The sequence below is a fragment of the Chitinophaga sp. NPDC101104 genome (assembly GCF_050277495.1).
Taxonomy (GTDB): Bacteria; Bacteroidota; Bacteroidia; order Chitinophagales; family Chitinophagaceae; genus Chitinophaga.
On the sequence record NZ_JBNNSF010000001.1, the window covers coordinates 2,875,653 to 2,890,386 of the forward strand.

Below are 14,734 nucleotides of genomic sequence, written 5' to 3' on the forward strand. Positions count from 1 at the left end.
TTACAAACTAGAAATGCGCGAAATCCGCTTCGTAGTTGCCTTTGATACGTTCCATCGGCGGATTGTAGTACCCGAATTTCACATCAGGGAACTCTTCGCGGATGAGCTCCATCAGCTGTTTCACACCCAGTAACTCGCCGGTTTCCACCACGCCGATCTTGCCCAGGTACCAGTCCGGATCGATGTTGAAATTCCGCCACTGGATCATGTTCAGGCCGGTTTCACGGATCACCGTGCGGAGGGCTTCATATTCCTCCACCGTATCGGTCATGCCCGGGAAAACGAAGTAGTTGATAGACGCCCATCCACCATGCTCCCGCACCACTTTAATGCTCTCGATGATGTCGGAGAACTGGTAGTTATTAGGCCGGTAATACGGCGTGTAAATCTCTTCCCGAACGGAGTTGAGGCTCACGCGGATGCTGTTCAGCCCCGCCTTGCAGAGCTCGCGCACCGCATTGGGCTTGCTGCCGTTCGTATTGATATTGATACTCCCTTTTTCCGTATGCTTGCGGATCTCGAGGATCGATTCGCGGATGGTTTCCCACATAAGCAGCGGCTCGCCTTCACATCCCTGCCCAAAGCTCACGATAGGATATGGCGCCGATTCCAGGTGAGGAACGGTAAATTCCACGATCTCCTGCGCAGAAGGCTTGAACGTCAAACGGTCCTGCGTGGAAACGATCGTCTCCTCTTCCGGCTGGAACGAAATACAGCCGATGCAATTGGCATTACAGGCGGGGGAAGACGGGATGGGGCATTCCCAGCGGCCCATGAAATAGTTGCGCGCGGCCGGACAATGGTACGTCAGCGCGCAATTATTGGCCAGGTGCTGCACCAGCCGGTTGTGCGGGTAAGCGGCCAGCATATCGGTTACGCCCGATTTCACGGATTTATCGTCGAATCCTGCGCATTCCTGCCGGATGTCTTGCTCGATGCGCACAGCCGGAACAAAAAATTTATTGTCGTGCCAACCTGCTGCCGTGTAGCAGAACAGGGGAAGGGTAGGCGCGTCCGGTAAAGTCTCGTACGCCGCGAGGTACAGCCCGGTATGCGCGGGCGGGATGAACGCCGCAACGGCCCATCCTTTCTCGCAAAGGCGCATTTCGCCGGTTTGCACATCGATCCCGATGCCTCTGCGGCCGGGCAGTTCGTATAGGTTGCCTCCTTCGGGAAGCTCGATCCATTCATCTTCAGGGATGGGAAATGCATCCCACCCGGCACGGCCCACCACATACAGCGAGGTATCCTCGAAGATGTTGCCCTTGCCGTCGGAGTACATTATATAAGGAGAAACGTTCATGTCAGCCTGGATTGAAAATAAGCATTGATATCCGCCGTTTGCGCGGGGGAGTATTCGTCGAGCACTTCGAGCTGGAGCACTTTGTTGGTGCGGAAATCCAGCGTCAGGAGGTCGTTCCGCAAAATTACGTTATTCATCTCGTTCCACCGGTAATGCTTCTCTCCGAAAACGGTGGGGAGGGAAATGCCGCCATCTTCGATCCGTGCGTACGCCGGTTGCATGATGCGGTATTCCGCATAGCCGGTATATGCCACGCCGAGCCCCGCCAGCAGCAGGGTGCCGCCGATGATGGGCTGCATGTGCGATAAAAAGAACAGACTTCCCGATAAAAGTGTGAACACCTGCAAAAGCCGCAATACGGAATTGGTCTCGGACATTTTCCGCATCTTCCGCATCATGAACGGAAAAGCCAGGCTGGCCGTGCCGAGCGCGATGAACAGCAGGGCCATCAGCCAGTTGGGATGCTCCATTTTGTATACGCCGATGAGGTTGAACAGGAAAAGTATCCCGATCATGCCATGCATAATGGGTTGCATGCGCAGTTTGGTGATGGCGTTCGGATGTAGGATGCGGAACTTATGCATTGGATTTCACCATCAGGTTACACAATTTGAACAGGATGCGTGCGCCCACGTTGGCGTCCCACTCGTCTAGCCCCGCGCTGACCTCCACCAGGTCGAACCCGATAAGGGTACGCCCGCTTTCGATCACGCGGCGGAAGAGGTAATACACCTGCTGGGCTTCGAGGCCCCCCGGCACCGGGGTACCGGTGTGTGGACAAAGCTTCGGGTCCAGCCCATCGATATCGAAACTGATATGCACTTGCTGGGGGAGCTGGGAGATGATGTCGTCGCAGATGCTTTTCCAGGTCTCGCCTTCGTACATGCGCTCTTTCATGTCCTGGTCGAAGAACGCCGAAATGCGCCCATCGCTGTTACGGATGAGGTCGAGCTCGCTGTCGCAGAAATCGCGCAGGCCTACCTGGACGAGCTTCCTGAGCTGGGGCACTTCCTCCAGCGCGTTATACATAATGGATGCGTGGGAATATTTGAAGCCTTCGTAGCTGTTGCGCAGATCGGCGTGCGCATCGATCTGCAGGATGCCGAAATCGCCCTTATGCTCGCCCATGGCGCGGAAGAAGCCGAGCGGGGTGGAGTGGTCGCCACCTACGAGGCCAACGAGCTTCCCTTTGTCCAGGAGGTTTTTGGTCTGTTCGTAAACCCATGCGTTCATTTTACAGGCGCCTTTGTTGACATCGTCCACCGAGCGGCGCATGAAGTCGTTTTCACTGATATCCCCCCCTTCGGCGAGGAATTTCAGGTACAGTTCGGCTTCCTTGCGGAGGTAATCGCTCCGGAGGAGGAGCTGGCGGTCCTGCTCCTTCATGAAGAAACCCTGTTTCCAGCCTTCGGTCCCGGTGTCGGAATCGTAGAGGTCTACCTGCAGGGAGGCTTTGTAAATGTGTTCCGGGCCACGGGCTGTACCGTTGTTATAAGACACCGTCACTTCCCAGGGCACGGGCAAAAGTACCAGCCGTGCATCGTCTTCCCCGAAAGGCAGTCCGAAAATGTTGTTGGACAGCAGGCCGGGGGAGTTGGGATCGAATTTCGATAGATCAGCCATGATGAATCAATACTTAGCTTATTTCCGCGCAAAGGTACAGGTAAAAATTGGTTCCGGGAGGGGGAAACCTGACGAATATCAGCCCCCCGGAACGGGTTTTTTGGCTACCTTTGGTCTCGATTAATCTGCTAAGGATGAAGAAGACAAGTATTATTCTGCTCGTAGTAATAGCGGTTTGCGTGGCCGGCATGGTCATGATGGTGGGTGATTTCAGCACCTATGAAACATTCGCTACCGCCCGGAAGAAGGAAGGAAAGGAGATTCACGTGATCGGCGCTTTAGACAGTACGAAGGCCGTGGTGTACGATCCCGCCCGGGATGCCAACTACTTCAGCTTCCATATGAAAGACAAAAGCGGCGAAATCAGCCGTGTCGTGTTCTACGGTACCCGGCCCACCGACTTCGAGAAATCCACCGAGCTGGTACTCACCGGCAAAATGGTCGGCACCGAGTTCCATTGCAGCAAAATACTGATGAAGTGCCCGTCGAAATATAAAGACGAGCAGCAGGCCTTCAGCGCACAGCGCAAAGGATAAGGAAGATATTAAACAATAACTGTATATCGTCGTCTTTCAGCACTATGCCACCGGGCGGCGGAATCCTCACAACTTACGGAACAACCATTGGAATCGATCAAATACAATGGGGAGCACCTGCTTCCCGGACAACTGGGCCATTTCTTCACCATCCTGGCTTTCGTGGCCTCCATGGTGTCTGTCGTGGCTTACTTCATCAGCGTCAGGCATTCGGATGAACTGAAAAAATCCTCCTGGGCCAAAATCGGCCGGTGGTCGTTTTACATCCAGGCATTTTCCGTTTTTGCCGTATTCGCCACCCTTTACTACATCATTTCCAATCACTTATTCGAATATAAGTACGCCTGGCAACACTCCGAGCGCGAACTGGAAGTGAAATACCTCCTCAGCTGTTTCTGGGAAGGGCAGGAGGGCAGCTTCCTGCTCTGGAGCGTTTGGCACAGCGTGCTGGGCATTATCCTGATCAACACTTCGAAATCGTGGGAAGCCCCTGTCATGGCGGTCCTCGCGTTCTCGCAAGTCTGCCTCGGCAGCATGCTGATCGGTATTTACATGTTCGACTATAAAGTAGGCAGCAACCCGTTCCTGCTCATCCGCCAGGAAGACCCGTCGCTGCCCATTTTCAATAACCCGGATTACATGCAGTTCAAGCAGTTCATGGACGGTAACGGCCTGAACGCGCTGCTGAAAAACTATTGGATGGTGATCCACCCGCCCGTGCTGTTTCTCGGCTTCGCCGCCACCATCGTGCCTTTCGCATATGGTGTGGCCGCTTTGTGGACGCGCCGGTACACCGAATGGGTAAAACCCGCGCTGCCCTGGGCGCTCTTTGCCGGAATGGTGTTAGGCGTGGGTATCATGATGGGCGCCGCCTGGGCGTACGAATCGCTTACTTTCGGCGGCTACTGGGCCTGGGACCCCGTAGAGAACGCATCCATGGTGCCCTGGCTCACCCTCGTAGCCGGTATTCACACCATGCTGGCCTTCAAATCGTCTGGCCACGCCCTCAAATCATCGTTTTTCTTTATACTGATCTCTTTCGTTTTCATCCTCTATTCTACTTTCCTTACCCGTAGCGGCATTCTCGGCCAAACCTCGGTGCACTCCTTCACCGATCTCGGCATGAGCGGCCAGCTCCTCGTGTTCATGGGCATCTTCACCATCCCGGCCTTCTGCATGCTGATCGCCCGCGGAAAGCAGATCCCGGCGCTGAAAAAGGAAGAAAGCACCTATTCCCGCGAATTCTGGATGTTCGTCGGCGCCCTCGTGCTCCTCGTGAGCGCGCTGCACGTCACCTTCTTCACCTCCATCCCCGTCTGGAACAAACTGCTCGATATCTCCGGTATCCGGAAATTGTTCAAACTGGAAGAATTCGCGCCGCCGACCGACGTGATGCTGCATTACAACAAAGTGCAGATCTGGCTGGCGATCATCATCGCCCTGCTCACGGCCATCACCCAGTTCATGAAGTACAAGGATACGCCCAAAGGCGTGCTGGCCAAGAAACTGGCCTGGCCTACGCTGATTTCCGTTGCCATCGCCGTGCTGATCGGCGTAGCGGGACGTATTTTCTATACCGACTACGGCGCGGGTGTGCTCCTGGGCATCTACCTCATGCTGTTCGCCTGCGTGTACGCCATCGTGGCCAATATCACCTATATCATCACCGTACTGAAAGGCAAGACCAAAGCCGCCGGCGCCTCCGTGGCCCACGTCGGTTTCGGGCTCATGCTGCTGGGGATCCTCATTTCCTCCAGCAAGAAAGAGGTGCTGTCGATCGATTCGATGAACGTGCTCAGCGGATACTTCACGAAGGAAAGCGGACAGAATTCCCGCGAAAACCTCATGCTGCCCAAAGGCCTGCCCGTGCAGATGGGACCGTATTTCGTGACATACCGCGGCGATTCCATCAGCACCGTAGATAAGGATAAAACCCTCTACATTGTTGAATATGAACGGAAAGCGAAGCTGGAAGACGTGCCCACGGAGCGTTTCACGCTGTATCCCGACGCGTATCTCAATGTGAAGGGCCAGGAAGGCATTACGCCCAACCCGGATTCCAAACATTACCTCACCCGCGATATCTTCACTTACATCACCGCCGTTCCGAGGAAAGACATCCCGGCCGATACGCTGCCATATGCACAGCACGTCATCACCCAGGGCGATACGGTTTATTTCTCGAAAGGGTTCATGGTGCTGGAAAACCTGAACACGAAACCGCAGCAGAAGAATTACCATCCCGAGCCGGGAGACATTGCCGTGGGCGCCGAAATTTACGTGCATACCCGCGACAATGGCGACTTCCGCATCAATCCGGTATATTTCATCCGCGACAGCAGCTTCCAGGCGAATGTGCCCGATACCATCGCGCCGTTGAGCCTGGCCGTGAAATTCACCAAGATCCTGCCGAACGAAAACAAGGTGCAGATCGAACTGAAGGAAACCCGCGAACCGATGGATTACATCGTACTGAAAGCGCTCGTTTTCCCCTGGATCAACGTGCTGTGGATCGGTATCATCGTAATGGCCGTTGGTTTCGCCATGGCGATGCGCCAGCGGATGCGGAAATAATATATAACATGATATTCATATGAAGGACGGTCCATGCGGCCGTCCTTTTTATTTATATTAGCAGTGCAAACCCTTCTCCTATGCGCAGGATATTCCGTTTTCTCCTCATCGTGCTGGCTGTGCTGGCCGTTATTTACATCCTCGGCCCCAAGCCCGCTCCGCCTGATTTACAGGGTTCGTTGCCCAAAATGCCCCAGCAGCTGGAGCAGGTGGCGGCATATGTGGACAAGAAGGAAGCCGGGTTCAAAACGCGCCCCGGCAACCGCGCCAGGATCGTTTGGGCGGGCGACTCTGTCCATAAAACCCCTTTCAGCGTGGTGTACCTGCACGGATTTTCGGCGAGCGAACACGAAGGGTTCCCCGTTCACACCGATTTCGCGAAAAAGCACGGGTTCAACCTGTACCTGTCGCGGCTCGACGGCCACGGCCTGGAAACCCCCGAGCCATTGCTGGACATGACGGCACAAGGGCTCTGGAAAGACGCCCGCGAAGCCCTCGCCATCGGCAAGCAGCTGGGCAACAAGGTGATCGTCATGGGAACGAGCACCGGCGGCACGCTGGCCCTGATGCTGGCGGCGCAGTTCCCTAATGATGTGGAGGCCGTCGTCAACATGTCTCCCAACATCGCCATCAACCAGCCCATGGTCGGGATGCTCGACGAGCCCTGGGGCCTCATGGTGGCCCGGACGGTGAAGCGCGGCAAATACGATGAATCTACGCCCGCCAACCCCGAAAAAGCGAAATACTGGTATACGAAATACCGCCTGGAAGCCGCGGTGGAACTGGAAAACCTGGTGGATCATACTATGAAACCGGAGCTCTTCGCGCGGGTGAGCCAGCCTATCCTCAACCTGTACTATTACAAGAACGAAAAGGAGCAGGACCCTACGGTGAAAGTATCCGCCATTCTCGCCATGCACGAAAAACTGGGTACGCCCGCCGCGAAAAAGCGCGCAGTGGCCATTCCCGGCGCCGGCAGCCACGTGATCGGCTCCAACATTACGTCTCACGACGTGCCGGGCGTGGAAACGGCCATAGAAGCGTGGTGGCGGGATATGTACGGGAATTGAAAAAATGCGTAATTTGGGGAGAAACCAATACGTTCCAGTGCTTCGATCCGCGGTTTGCTGTATGATGTTTTTCCTGTGCCTGACAGGCCGGTCCCTTGCCCAGCAAAGGTCTGCAGGAGATTCCGTCGCCGTCCGCGCCATTGTTGTTGGAACAGATACCATTCCCTCCATCACCCTTTCCATTTTTGATGTATACGACCGTTTGCCGAAGCGCCTCCGCAAGGAGCGCGAACGCTGGACGCGCCTGCGCAATGCCGTGTATGTGACGTATCCCTACGCCGTGTCGGCCTCCCGGGTGCTTAAAGACGTGAGCCGCGACCTCGACCGCTGTACCTCCAAAAAGCAGCGGAAAGAGTACCTCGCCAGCAAGGAAAAGGAGCTGAAAGCGCAGTTCGGCGATAAACTGGAGAATTTGTCGGTATACCAGGGCAAAGTGCTCATGAAACTCATCCACCGCGAAACAGGGGAGAACTGTTACGAAATCATCAAAGAGCTGAAAGGCGGATTCAACGCGCGGATGTACCAAACCGTAGCATTCTTTTTCGGCGGCAACCTGAAAAGCGAATTCAATACGCAGGACGACCGCGACATCGAGCTGATCGTCCAGGAAATCCAGCTCTATAACCGTTTTAACTGATCCCGCTCCACCGGGATTTGGTACATCCCTTCCTAAACCCGAACTTTGCCGGGCAAAAATCTGAGCATCATGAAACTGGATATACTCGCCATCGCTGCGCACCCCGACGACGTTGAGCTGTCTTGCGCAGGCACCCTGATGGTACACGCCCGCCAGGGCCTGAAGACCGGCATTGTAGACCTTACCCGTGGCGAACTGGGCACGCGCGGCACGCCTGAAGGCCGCATCCTCGAAGCGCAGGACGCCTGCAAGGTCATGGGCCTCGACGTGCGCGAGAACCTCTCCCTGGCCGACGGGTTTTTCCAAAACACGAAAAACGATCAGCTCGCCGTGATCCGCGCCATCCGCAAGTTCCGGCCCACCATCGTGCTGACCAACGCCACGGAAGACCGGCACCCCGACCACGGCCGTGCTTCGCAACTGGTGAGAGACGCCGCCTGGATGTCTGGCCTCCGCAAGATCGAGACCTTCGGCGACGACGGGCAGCCCCAACACGCCTGGCGCCCCGCGCAGGTGTACCATTTCATCCAGGACCGCTTCCTGCAGCCCGATTTCGTGGTGGATATCACCGAGGTGATCGAGGAGAAGATCGCCGCGATCAAATGTTTCAAAACACAGTTCCTCGCAGAAAAAGACCACGAGCCGCAGACCTACATCTCATCCCCCGAATTCTTCGACAGCGTGATGTACCGCGCCAAAATGCTCGGAAAAATGATCGGCGTGCCTTACGCGGAAGGGTTTACGAGCGCGAAGATGATCGGGGTGAAAAGCCTCATGGACCTTATTAATGTTCCGACCTGATACGTTTATGTGTTTTTATTCGAGAGACTCCACCGTAAGCGGAGACTTTCTTTTGAATGGCGAGTATGGAGAAGATAGTAATTAAGGGGGTAGGTAGAACGCTGTCCACAATTGGCAGCATTGATGTAATAGGAAATTTGGTTACGATGATTCTGATGGATAGGATCAAGAAAGAAGCCGTATTCCGGCATGGCAAAATTACAAATGGCCATGTGTTGAAATTTTATAAAGACTACAGGGGATACGGTGCGCCTGGGCGCCAGGGCCTTCTATAAATCACAAAGCCCCAACAAGGCACAAAAAAACGACAGGCCCATCGCCGACATGGCCGCATCGCTGATCCGGGCGTTCGGCAACCCCGGCGCCGCGGCTGCCGATGGCCACGGCGGTACCGAATGTGCCAACGGCACGCCCTTCAACAACAACTTTGTAAACGACAGCTGGAACCGGATGAAGGAACGGGACCCCAAATCCCCGAACAACCCGGACAGGCCCAAAGCTTTCCTGAATTTTGTCCTGTTCGATGAGAACTTTAACTTAGTGGAAGGTTCCAGCGGTGTGAAACAGGTGACCGCCCAGCCAGGCTGCAGACGCTTGCGCAAGACAACGTGGTGATGGAGAAATCCGGGTTCCTGTACGTCTACACCAGCAACGAGACCCAGCATCCAACTATACTAGTACCCATACAGATGTAAATGGCAAGACATCCACAATTTACAACGTTAATACGCAAGTATTTAAACCGGGCAAAGATCGCTCTAATTTGCTATTGGCAACAGGGAGCTCTACATCCACTTTCATGGCAAATGCGTCTGGATATGATTATTTTAAAATTGTAGCGATGAATGCAGATGCTTCAGTTCGAGGAAAAGATGGACAGGCGAACGGAGTGGTAAAAGGCATAGCCGGGCTTAATCCATTATTTAGTGTTCCGAATTCAATTTTTGTGCTTGCCAGAGGTGAAGATATTTACAACGTACAGGCTAATAGCAAATCTGACAAGGTGTTCGCTATTATCACACTTGCTACTGCCTATCCAGGTTTTGGGGCGCTTGGTAATGCGGCTAGTGGAGTAGGAGCGGGTGCTAAAACGACAGCTATTGCAAAAGAGGTCGGAGTCGGGCTACAAGAAGTCAATACTACTGTGAATTTCATGAATGATATGGGTGCATTTGATACGTATAAATATGGACCACTTCAGCAATAGCTTAAATATTATATTTTATGCAAATGACTTTACCATTAATCAGAAGGAAAAATATCATGATCATTCGTGGTCTGATCTTTTTTGGATTAATAATGCTGCTTTTTTCAATTGTTGATTTAATTTTTAGTACAGGTAAAATGGCAATTTGGTCAATTTTAGGTATTGCCAGCATAGGATCTGCGATGTTGATTAGGAATTATCGGATTGTAGGCGCCGTCTTGCTATCAACTGAGGAGATAGTTGTTGTTGAGCAAAATGCTAGTTTGAAATTCCCGTTTCAGCAGATAAAGGATGTTATACTTTACCTTGTGGACGTAAAAGGTAAATTCAACGCTATCAATAGCATTTCAATGAATCAAGGTTCTGGAAATTCAATAGTATTCAGCTATGAGGGTGTAAAAATGAAAGTTGATTTTCTTTTGCAAGAAGAAAGTGTAAACAGCCTTGGAATGTTAGTCAGCCATTGGTCAAAAAAAAAAGAAATGAAAATTTATAACGGGGCTAATTTGGATCTAGGCAACAATTAAGCCCACTGTACAAGAAGATAGTATCAGTTTCTATCGAGCACAACAAGAATGATTATGCGAACAGAATATTCGGGTTTCAGAAGATCAGGTCGCTCGTTTTAATATACCTTCGCTTTACCCGCTGTAATCTACGTTTACTTAATCAACCCCCGCATCATCGCTTCCTTCACCAAACCCGCCATGTGCTTGATGTTCAGCTTCTGCGTGATATTCAACCTATGACATTCCACCGTTCTCAGGCTGATGAACAGTTTCTCCGCGATCTGCTGGTTCGTATGCTCAGATGCGATCAGCGTCAATATTTCCGTTTCCCGCTTCGTCAGCTGCACTTCGCGGCTCGATTGCCGCTTTCCCATGATCATTTCCGATAACATGGCCTTCTCAAGACGTTTGTCCAGGTACTCTTCGCCGTCGTACGCCTTATCGATCGCGGAAAGGAGGCTCTCCGGGTCGGTGCTCTTCAGCAGGTAGCCCAGCGCCCCGTTGCGCATCATTTTGCGCACGTACATCGTTTCTTCGTGGTTGGTCAATGCAATCACCCGCACGTCCGGGTATTGGTCGGAAATCTGCTTGCAGAGGTCCACGCCGTTGGCGTCCGGCAACTGGATGTCGAGCAGCAGCACGTCCGGCGCTTCCTGCTCCAGCGCTTCCATGAGCGCAGCGCCCGTAAGTGCCTTGAATATGAGTTGATGCCGGGGCGATGAACTGAGCATCGTTTCCAGCCCGTTGATGATTAACAAATGGTCGTCCGCGATGCCGATCCTGATTTCCATGAGTGCTCGGATTGAAGTAAGTGTGACAGTAAATTTAATGCAAAAAAACAGCTTCCTGCGGTAACATCCCCCAGTACTACTACGTAGGTCCTGAAATCACGTACTACACCCGTTTTCCGGCATTGCGGAGCGGTATACTTTTGTACCGTTAAAACCGAATAGTATGAAAAGTTTCATCACCCCCATAATCATCCTCGCGCTCGCCGCCATCGCCTGCAAGAAAGACGATAACAAGGAAGGCGGTAACGGCGAGCCCCAGCCCCAGAAAGGTTATGTGACCGGCAAAGTCGTGAATTCGGCCGGTAAGCCCCTCAAAGGCGTAAAGATCATCATCGACCACAGCATTTTCTGGAACTCCAACATCACCACCAGCACGAAAGACGACGGCACCTACAGCGTCAAAATCCCCATCGGCTCCTGGTACGCCTTCGCCGAAAATACGGTCGAATACAACGGCCGGAAGTTCAAAATGGACCTTCACCCGGATAACTCCGACGGTTTCGGGGGCGACGGCGCCGTACGCAATTTCACCTGGAAACTGTCCGGCGAAAAAACGGAGCCGATGACGGGTACCTACGGCGGTGTGGTGGAATTCAACCATACCGTCGGGGAATTCGAAGTGATCGAAGACCGCGAGATCGTTTGGACATTCACCCCTTCCGGCCCCCTGATCGATGGTTCCGCCGGAAAGGTGCTGACCCTGAAATCGGCGAACGGGAATGATTTACGCGATGTGCCCATCGGCAGGTACAAAGTTACGGCCGCTTACGAAGGCAAAGCGTTGAAACTCCGGAAATGGCGGACGCAAGACGCTTTCGGCGCAGATGTGACGTTCGATTTCTATCCCACCTTCGAATCCTTCTGCAACAATTGCCAGATACTTGAATACAAAATAAAATAATGTATTGCCGATTTCCGGCCACATCCGGTTCGTTCCCCAAATAAGAACGGTATCATCCATTGCCCCCAAAATATTGCTATCAGAAAACGGAATCCATTGCCCCGAAAGTCCATGTGCAGCCCCGGTTCCTGAAAATCGTGACCATGCACAGGTGTTTATCCCTGTAATATCCGGTCCCTTTTGATGATGAGCCCGTTCTTCCCGCCGGCTACGGCGAAGAGCGGGTTTTTTTATGCCATCAGGCCGGCGAATTCCGCGTAGATGCTCGTTCCTTCACCCGGGCGGCTGCTGATTTCATAATGCCCTTTCAGCAGATTGATCCGCGTCACCATGTTGCCCAGCCCGATGCCTTTGCCAGGCACGGCGCTGGTATCGAAACCCTTGCCGTTGTCTTCGACGGTGAGGGTCAGGATACCGTTGTCGTACCCCAGTTGCACGATGGCTTCGGTGGCGTTGGCGTGGCGGATGACGTTGTTCATGGCTTCCTGGATGATGCGGTAGAGGAGGAGCTCCTGTCCGGCGGCGAGCTGGGGCATTTCGCCCACGGTGTACAGGTTGATGGACAGGCCGGGATGGCTGATCTTGGCGAGGAACGCGCGGAGTGCGTATTCCAGGCCTTCCTGGAGGAGGATTTCGGGGTCGAGGCTGTGGGAGATGTTGCGGACTTCCCGGGCGGCGTCTTCGATGAGGGAAACCACCCGCGCCGAGGCTTCCGGGTCTTCTCCGCGGACCGAATGCATATGGATTTTGGCGGCCGAAAGGATGCTGCCTACGCCGTCGTGCAGTTCCTGTGCGGTGCGGGCGCGCTCTTTTTCCTCACCGGCGAGGTGGGCAAGGAGCAGTTGTGTGCGCTTGCGTTCGCCGGCCGCTTTCTGCCGCTGCCGGAACAAAACCCAGGTCACCGCGCCGGCGCCGACAAGCAGCGCCACGATGCCCCAGGAAACCCAAATCCAGAAATCCTGCCGCTCCAGCTGCAACTGCTGCTGGGCGAGTGCCTGTTCCTTCCGGGCCGTGGCGTACTGGATTTCCAGCTCGTTGATGGCGGCCTGGGTGGCCGTATTGTTCATGGAGTCGTTGAGGACGTCGAACTTCCGCTGGTAATCCAGTGCCAATGCGGGCTGGCCCTGCATTTCCTTCAGTTCCGTACCCAGTTTGTACAGCTCCCGCAGTTCGCTCCGCGGGAAGATGTTTTCCGCATCGGCGATCACCCGGTCGAAATAAGGGGCCGCTTTGGCAGGCTGCTTTCGCGACATGTAAATTTCCGCGTACAGGTGGTCGATGTAAATCCTGTAGTCCGGCGGTATGGTCGGGGAAAGGTGCCTTTCGGCAACCTGGTTCCAGTAAAGGGCCGAATCGTTCCGGTCGACCCTGTTGAGGATGCTGCCCAGGTTGATATATGCGCATAGCTGGAGGATCGTGTCTTTCCGCAACAGCCCGATGACCCGCGCTTCGTGGGCGTGCGCCAGGGCGTCGGGGTAGCGTTTGCTGAGGGTTTCGCTGGCCAGGAGGTTCACGAGGCTGCGGCCGATGGCATTGGTATCTTTCAGCGCAATGGCGGTTTCGTGGCCTTTGCGCGTGTAGTAAAGACTTTTGGGATAATTGCCGAGGTCGAGCAGGATGGACCCGAGATTGGTGTAATATTTCTGCAGGTTCGGCTGGTCGTTGAGCCGTTCGGCCATTTCCAGCGCCTTGATGAGATGGTCTGCCGCCTTCTGCAATTGCCCCATGGCCTGGTATTGCAGGGCCATGTTGTTGTAGGCGCCAGACGCTTTACTGAAATTTTTGACCTCCATGGCCTTTTCCAGCTGGAGCGCGGAAATCTTCAACGCTTCTTCGAACCGGAGGTTGTTGTAGAGGAAGAGGGTGTAGCGGCGGGTGTAGTCCAGCAATCCGTCGGTGAACCCGATCTTTTCGGCCAGGGCGCCGGCCTTCCGGTAGTAATAATCGGCGGAATCCGGTTGTATGGCGGCTTTGGCTGTAGCCGTAGCGATCCATTGGCGCACGGTGGTGGTGTCCTGGCCGGAACTGGGGCGGGGCGCAATGAAGAGGAAGAGTACAGGTAAAATGAGGCGCATGGTCGTTAAAATGGCGGAACAAGGCAAATATAATGAAAAAGCCGTCCTATGGGAGCGGCTTTGGATGTATGGTCTGCCCGTTATTTAAGTGCCTTGAGGGCTTTGCGGTAATTGATGCCGAACGCCTTGCCGACGTCTGCATAAGCGTCTGTCGGATGTATGCAGGTGCATTCGCGCGGGGAATGTTGCACAAAAGTCCGGACCGCGAATGGGCGACCTGGAGAGGTATGGCGCAAAAAGTGGGAGGGAGCGTTTCCTGGGTTTGGGCGAAACGTTCCCTGAGGCCCTGATCGGGGAGCAGGGCGGGTTGATTTACGGTACAATGGAGCCCGCTGCGGTCATGTAATAGCCTGGGGTGAAAGGCATCATGACCTGCCGAAACTAGATGAATAAATCCTGTGTAGCATCAAATTCATCCTGTTTGTTGATGACGTTTTTGATAAACGGAATCAAAGCAAGGCCAACCGTAAGGATCGTAAGCAAAATGTTTCTCAGTTTCATATCCAATCGTTTTTTACCTGTCTAGATATAACTAAAATACGTGCCAAAAGGTTAAATGGCTCCGCAGTGAAAAAATCCGTTCCGCGTAGGTATTTCCGCCACTTTTCCGGAAGTCCGTACTGGGCTTGGATTTAACACTACGTTCATCTATCGGAATTCAAAATGATATAGATAGAAACAATATCAGGTGTTAGTAAATCTATTTG

Annotated in this window: 14 protein-coding genes; 9 read left to right on the top strand and 5 right to left on the bottom strand. The window is 53.7% G+C overall.

Annotation, left to right across the window (positions count from 1 at the left end; all coding sequences use genetic code 11):
- Positions 1-7: 7 nt before the first annotated feature.
- Genes ACQKLP_RS11530 through ACQKLP_RS11540 form a run of 3 tightly spaced genes read right to left on the bottom strand, consistent with a single transcriptional unit; the run spans position 8 to position 2,926 of the window.
- The gene (locus tag ACQKLP_RS11530) at positions 8-1,303 is read right to left on the bottom strand and encodes a radical SAM protein (protein ID WP_427322905.1); all 1,296 of its coding nucleotides are present in this window, start codon (positions 1,301-1,303) and stop codon (positions 8-10) included.
- Positions 1,300-1,887: a hypothetical protein gene (locus ACQKLP_RS11535; protein ID WP_427322906.1), complete on the bottom strand. Its 588-nt coding sequence runs from the start codon at positions 1,885-1,887 to the stop codon at positions 1,300-1,302. Before ACQKLP_RS11535 ends, ACQKLP_RS11530 begins: the two co-directional genes overlap by 4 nt.
- Entirely contained in the window at positions 1,880-2,926 is a 1,047-nt protein-coding gene (locus ACQKLP_RS11540) for an agmatinase family protein (RefSeq protein ID WP_427322907.1), read from the bottom strand. The genes ACQKLP_RS11535 and ACQKLP_RS11540 overlap by 8 nt, the downstream gene beginning before the upstream one ends.
- 134 nt (positions 2,927-3,060) lie before the next feature.
- Between ACQKLP_RS11540 and ACQKLP_RS11545 the strand changes: the two genes are divergently transcribed.
- The 8 genes from ACQKLP_RS11545 to ACQKLP_RS11580 all read left to right on the top strand — a co-directional run bounded on the left by ACQKLP_RS11545 (position 3,061) and on the right by ACQKLP_RS11580 (position 10,278).
- Positions 3,061-3,462, top strand: coding sequence for a cytochrome c maturation protein CcmE (locus ACQKLP_RS11545; RefSeq protein WP_126249183.1), 402 nt, complete (start codon positions 3,061-3,063; stop codon positions 3,460-3,462).
- An 87-nt stretch (positions 3,463-3,549) separates the two neighbouring features.
- Positions 3,550-6,036, top strand: a complete 2,487-nt coding sequence (gene ccsA / locus ACQKLP_RS11550) for a cytochrome c biogenesis protein CcsA (protein ID WP_427322908.1) — start codon at positions 3,550-3,552, stop codon at positions 6,034-6,036.
- An 80-nt stretch (positions 6,037-6,116) separates the two neighbouring features.
- Positions 6,117-7,106: an alpha/beta hydrolase gene (locus ACQKLP_RS11555; RefSeq protein ID WP_427322909.1), complete on the top strand. Its 990-nt coding sequence runs from the start codon at positions 6,117-6,119 to the stop codon at positions 7,104-7,106.
- 61 nt (positions 7,107-7,167) lie between these two features.
- The gene (locus ACQKLP_RS11560; RefSeq protein WP_427322910.1) at positions 7,168-7,743 is read left to right on the top strand and encodes a DUF4294 domain-containing protein; all 576 of its coding nucleotides are present in this window, start codon (positions 7,168-7,170) and stop codon (positions 7,741-7,743) included.
- Positions 7,744-7,812: 69 nt separating this feature from the next.
- Positions 7,813-8,544 carry a bacillithiol biosynthesis deacetylase BshB1 gene (gene bshB1 / locus ACQKLP_RS11565; protein WP_427322911.1) on the top strand — a complete coding sequence of 244 codons (732 nt, stop codon included), beginning with the start codon at positions 7,813-7,815 and terminating at the stop codon, positions 8,542-8,544.
- 246 nt (positions 8,545-8,790) lie between these two features.
- A complete protein-coding gene (locus ACQKLP_RS11570) occupies positions 8,791-9,159 on the top strand; it encodes a hypothetical protein (protein ID WP_427322912.1) in 369 nt (122 codons plus the stop codon).
- A 184-nt stretch (positions 9,160-9,343) separates the two neighbouring features.
- Positions 9,344-9,751 carry a hypothetical protein gene (locus ACQKLP_RS11575; RefSeq protein WP_427322913.1) on the top strand — a complete coding sequence of 136 codons (408 nt, stop codon included), beginning with the start codon at positions 9,344-9,346 and terminating at the stop codon, positions 9,749-9,751.
- Positions 9,752-9,768: 17 nt separating this feature from the next.
- Positions 9,769-10,278, top strand: coding sequence for a hypothetical protein (locus ACQKLP_RS11580; RefSeq protein WP_427322914.1), 510 nt, complete (start codon positions 9,769-9,771; stop codon positions 10,276-10,278).
- 134 nt (positions 10,279-10,412) lie between these two features.
- Here the strand turns inward: ACQKLP_RS11580 and ACQKLP_RS11585 are convergent, their stop codons facing one another.
- Positions 10,413-11,051 carry a response regulator gene (locus tag ACQKLP_RS11585; RefSeq protein ID WP_427322915.1) on the bottom strand — a complete coding sequence of 213 codons (639 nt, stop codon included), beginning with the start codon at positions 11,049-11,051 and terminating at the stop codon, positions 10,413-10,415.
- Positions 11,052-11,214: 163 nt separating this feature from the next.
- Between ACQKLP_RS11585 and ACQKLP_RS11590 the strand changes: the two genes are divergently transcribed.
- The gene (locus ACQKLP_RS11590) at positions 11,215-11,952 is read left to right on the top strand and encodes a hypothetical protein (RefSeq protein ID WP_427322916.1); all 738 of its coding nucleotides are present in this window, start codon (positions 11,215-11,217) and stop codon (positions 11,950-11,952) included.
- A 230-nt stretch (positions 11,953-12,182) separates the two neighbouring features.
- Here the strand turns inward: ACQKLP_RS11590 and ACQKLP_RS11595 are convergent, their stop codons facing one another.
- Entirely contained in the window at positions 12,183-14,027 is a 1,845-nt protein-coding gene (locus ACQKLP_RS11595) for a tetratricopeptide repeat protein (protein WP_427322917.1), read from the bottom strand.
- Positions 14,028-14,734 lie beyond the last annotated feature (707 nt).